This window comes from Saccharomonospora halophila 8, assembly GCF_000383775.1.
Lineage (GTDB): Bacteria > Actinomycetota > Actinomycetes > Mycobacteriales > Pseudonocardiaceae > Saccharomonospora > Saccharomonospora halophila.
In genome coordinates, this window is sequence record NZ_KB912499.1 from 48,335 (window position 1) to 52,977 (window position 4,643).

General features: G+C 72.2%; 3 protein-coding genes and 1 pseudogene. All 4 read left to right on the forward strand.

The genetic code is table 11. The features are described 5' to 3' along the window. Nucleotides 1–979: pseudogene (locus SACHA_RS20335) on the forward strand (dihydroorotase); the annotation flags it as partial. A 16-nt stretch (nucleotides 980–995) separates the two neighbouring features. Next, nucleotides 996–1,487 carry a PH-like domain-containing protein gene (locus SACHA_RS0104935; RefSeq protein WP_019807641.1) on the forward strand — a complete coding sequence of 164 codons (492 nt, stop codon included), beginning with the start codon at nucleotides 996–998 and terminating at the stop codon, nucleotides 1,485–1,487. After that, nucleotides 1,484–2,620: a glutamine-hydrolyzing carbamoyl-phosphate synthase small subunit gene (gene carA, locus SACHA_RS0104940; protein WP_019807642.1), complete on the forward strand. Its 1,137-nt coding sequence runs from the start codon at nucleotides 1,484–1,486 to the stop codon at nucleotides 2,618–2,620. The genes SACHA_RS0104935 and carA overlap by 4 nt, the downstream gene beginning before the upstream one ends. Continuing rightward, the coding region (gene carB / locus SACHA_RS0104945) for a carbamoyl-phosphate synthase large subunit (RefSeq protein WP_019807643.1) at nucleotides 2,604–4,643 on the forward strand (2,040 nt) is incomplete at its 3' end. The genes carA and carB, both read left to right, overlap by 17 nt.

Here is a 4,643-nt window from a genome sequence, read left to right on the forward strand (position 1 = left end):
GTGCGGCGGCGGGGCCGGGAGACCGGCCTGGTCGACGTGCACCCCGTCGGGGCGGTGACCGTCGGGCTCGCCGGCGAACGGCTGGCCGAGATGGGCACGGATGGCCCGCTCGGCGGCCGGGGTGCGGATGTTCTCCGACGACGGCCGCTGTGTGGCCGACCCGCTGCTGATGCGGCGCGCGCTGGAGTACTCGACCGCGCTCGGGATCGTCGTCGCCCAGCACGCCGAGGACCCCCGGCTCACCGTCGGCGCCCAGGCCCACGAGGGTGAGCGGGCGGCGCGGCTGGGCTACACCGGATGGCCGCCGTCCGCGGAGGAGTCGGTGGTGGCCCGCGACTGCGTCCTCGCCCGGCACGCGGGGGCGCGGCTGCACGTCTGCCACGTCTCGGCCACGGGTACCGTGGACGTGCTGGACTGGGCGAAGGGGCTGGGCACCGCGGTGTCGGCCGAGGTCACCCCGCACCACCTGCTGCTCACCGACGAGCGGCTGGGCACCCACGACCCGGTGAACAAGGTCAACCCGCCGCTGCGCACCGACGCGGACACCGCCCGTCTGCGGCAGGCGCTGGCCGACGGCCTGCTGGACTGCGTGGCCACCGACCACGCCCCACACGCGGTGCAGGACAAGGACCGCGAGTGGGCCGCCGCCCCGCCGGGAATGCTGGGGCTGCAGACGGCGCTGTCGGTGGTGACGCACACGATGGTGCGCACCGGACTGCTCGACTGGCGCGGCGTGGCGCGGGTGCTGAGCGAACGCCCCGCGGAGATCGTGGGCCTGCCGGACCAGGGCAGGCCGCTCGCGGTGGGGGAACCGGCGAACCTGGTCGTGGTGGACCCCGAGGCCGAGTGGACCGTGCGCGGCGCGGAGTTGGCCAGTGTGGCCGCGAACACCCCGTACGAGGGTCTGCGGCTGCCCGGCGTGGTGCGCGCCACGCTGCTGCGCGGGCGTCTCACCTCGCGCGAAGGGAAGACTGTGTGATGGACGGGATCGGGTCATGGACAGAATCGCACTGACGTTGCTGGTTTTCGCGTTCTTCGCCCTGTGTCTGTACGGCATGTGGCGCGGCTGGCGGCGGCAGGCCCGCACGCAGAGCGTGCGGATCCCCCCGTTCCCGGAGGTGCCCTCCGACCCGGGTGATCCGCTGCTGACCACAAGCGGGATCTACGTCAGCACCACCCGCTCGGGGCACTGGCAGGACCGGGTCGTCACCCGCGGTGCGGGCATGCGCGGTCCCGCGACCCTGCGGCTGTACCCCGACGGCATCGAGGTCGACCGACGCGGCGCACCGGGTTTCTGGATCCCGCGCGCGGACGTCGTCGACGTCACGACAGCGAAAGGAATGGCGGGCAAGGTGATGGGCACCGACAGCCTGCTGGTGTTCACCTGGCGCCTGGACGGCGTCGTCCTGGACACCGGCCTGCGCGGCGACGACCTCGCCGCCTACCCGCACTGGATCGACCGGGTCACGGGAGGTGCCCAGGTATGACCGTCGCAACCACCGACGCCGCGCTCGTGCTGGAGGACGGCCGGATCTTCCGGGGCGCCGCCTACGGAGCGCGCGGACGCACCCTCGGCGAGGTCGTGTTCACCACCGGCATGACCGGCTACCAGGAGACCCTGACCGACCCGTCGTACCACCGGCAGATCGTGGTGCAGACGGCGCCGCAGATCGGCAACACCGGCTGGAACGACGAGGACGACGAGTCCGACCGGATCCGGGTCGCGGGCTACGTGGTGCGCGACCCGGCGCGGAGGGCGTCGAACTGGCGGTCCACGCGCTCGCTCGACGACGCGCTCACCGACCAGGGGGTCGTGGGCATCGCCGAGGTGGACACCCGCACCCTGACCCGGCACATCCGCGAGCACGGCGCGATGCGCGCGGGCGTGTTCTCCGGTGACGCCCTCGTCACCGACGCGGCCATGCTGGAGGCGGTGCGCGCGAGCGCGCCGATGCGGGGTGCCGACCTGGCGGGCGAGGTCAGCACGGCGGAGAGCTACGTCGTCCCTCCCCGTGGCGAGACCCGCTTCCGGGTCGCCGCGCTCGACCTCGGCATCAAGACGAACACCCCCCGCCAGCTCGCCGACCGGGGCGTCGAACTGCACGTGCTGCCCTCGGGCAGCACCGTGGACGAGCTCCTCGCCGTCGCCCCGGACGGGGTGTTCCTGTCCAACGGCCCCGGTGACCCGGAGACCCAGACCGCGGCGATCGAGCTGACCCGGCAGGTGCTCGCCCGGGAGATCCCGCTGTTCGGCATCTGCTTCGGCAACCAGATCCTCGGCCGCGCCCTCGGGCTGGGGACGTACAAGATGCGGTTCGGCCACCGGGGCATCAACATCCCGGTGCTCGACGCCGCCACCGGGCGGGTCGCGATCACCGCCCAGAACCACGGGTTCGCCCTGGAGGGCGAGCCCGGACAACGCTTCGACTCACCGTTCGGGACGGCCCGGGTGAGCCATCACTGCGCCAACGACGGGACCGTGGAGGGGCTGCGCTGCTCCGACGTGCCCGCGTTCTCCGTGCAGTACCACCCGGAGGCCGCGGCGGGCCCGCACGACGCGGCGCCGCTGTTCGACGAGTTCGTGACGCTGATGGAGGCCCGCCATGCCCAAACGCACTGACCTGGAGCACGTGCTCGTCATCGGGTCGGGCCCGATCGTGATCGGCCAGGCCGCCGAGTTCGACTACTCCGGTACCCAGGCGTGCCGTGTCCTGCGCGCCGAGGGGATGCGGGTGAGTCTGGTCAACTCGAACCCGGCCACGATCATGACCGACCCCGAGTTCGCCGACTCCACCTACGTGGAACCGGTCACCCCCGACTTCGTCGAGAAGGTGCTGGCCGCCGAGCAGGAGCAGGGCCGTCCGGTGGACTGCCTGCTGGCCACGCTCGGCGGGCAGACCGCGCTGAACTGCGCGGTGGACCTGTACGAACGCGGGGTCCTGGAGAAGTACGGCGTCGAACTGATCGGTGCCGACGTCGACGCGATCCAGCGGGGCGAGGACCGGCAGAAGTTCAAGGACATCGCCGCCTCGGTGGGCGGTGGGGTGCCGCGCAGCGCGGTGTGCCACTCGATGGACGAGGTCCGCGAGGTCGTGGCCGAGCTGGGCCTGCCGGTGGTCATCCGGCCGTCGTTCACGATGGGCGGGCTGGGCTCCGGTATGGCGCACACCGCCGACGAGCTGGAGCGCATGGCCTCGCTCGGGCTGGAGGAGAGCCCGGTCACCGAGGTGCTGATCGAGGAGAGCGTGCTCGGCTGGAAGGAGTACGAGCTGGAGCTCATGCGCGACCGGCACGACAACGTGGTGGTCGTGTGCTCGATCGAGAACGTCGACCCGATGGGCGTGCACACCGGCGACTCGGTGACGGTGGCGCCCGCGATGACGCTGACCGACCGCGAGTACCAGCACATGCGCGACGTCGGCATCGCGGTGCTGCGCGAGGTCGGGGTGGACACCGGCGGCTGCAACATCCAGTTCGCGGTCGACCCCGCGGACGGGCGCATGGTCGTCATCGAGATGAACCCCCGGGTGTCCCGGTCCTCGGCGCTGGCGTCGAAGGCGACCGGCTTCCCGATCGCCAAGATCGCCGCGCGGCTGGCCATCGGCTACACCCTCGACGAGATCAGCAACGACATCACCGGCGAGACCCCGGCGTCGTTCGAGCCCACGCTCGACTACGTGGTGGTCAAGACGCCGCGGTTCGCCTTCGAGAAGTTCCCCGGCGCCGATCCCGGCCTGACCACCACGATGAAGAGCGTCGGCGAGGCCATGTCGCTGGGCCGCAGCTTCACCGAGGCGCTGAACAAGGCGATGCGGTCGCTGGAGACGAAGGCGGTCGGGTTCTGGACCCGGCCCGACCCCGAGGGCGTCGACCTCGCCACGACCCTGGAGTGGTTGCGCACCGGGCACGAGGGCAGGCTCTACACCGCCGAACGGGCGCTGCGGCTGGGCGCCACCCCGGAGCAGGTCCACGAGGCCAGCGGGATCGACCCGTGGTTCCTCGACCAGGTCGCGCTGATCGGCGAGGTCGGCACCGAGGTGGCCGAGGCGCCGGTGCTGGAGACCGGTCTGCTGCGCCGGGCCAAGCGGATCGGCCTGTCCGACCGGCAGATCGCCGCGCTGCGGCCCGAACTGGCGGGGGAGGACGGCGTGCGGGCGCTGCGCCACCGGCTCGGTGTCCGCCCGGTGTTCAAGACCGTGGACACCTGCGCCGCCGAGTTCGAGGCGCGCACCCCGTACCACTACTCGGCCTACGAACGGGATCCGGCGGCGGAGTCCGAGGTCGTCGCCCAGACCGAGCGGCCGAAGGTGTTGATCCTCGGGTCGGGGCCGAACCGGATCGGGCAGGGCATCGAGTTCGACTACTCGTGCGTGCACGCCGCGCTCGCCCTGCGCGAGGCCGGATTCGAGACCGTGATGGTCAACTGTAACCCGGAGACGGTCTCCACCGACTACGACACCTCCGACCGGCTGTACTTCGAACCGCTGACATTCGAGGACGTGCTGGAGGTCGTGCACGCCGAACAGGCCTCCGGCGAGGTCGCCGGGGTGATCGTGCAGCTCGGCGGGCAGACGCCGCTGGGGCTGGCGCAGCGGCTCGCCGACGCCGGGGTGCCCGTGGTGGGCACGCCGCCGGAGGCGATT

What these genes read in the sequence shown, in the direction of transcription:
- SACHA_RS0104935 (WP_019807641.1), top strand. Translation starts at nt 996, where the DNA reads ATGGACAGAATCGCACTGACGTTGCTGGTTTTCGCGTTCTTCGCCCTG.
- carA (WP_019807642.1), top strand. Translation starts at nt 1,484, where the DNA reads ATGACCGTCGCAACCACCGACGCCGCGCTCGTGCTGGAGGACGGCCGG.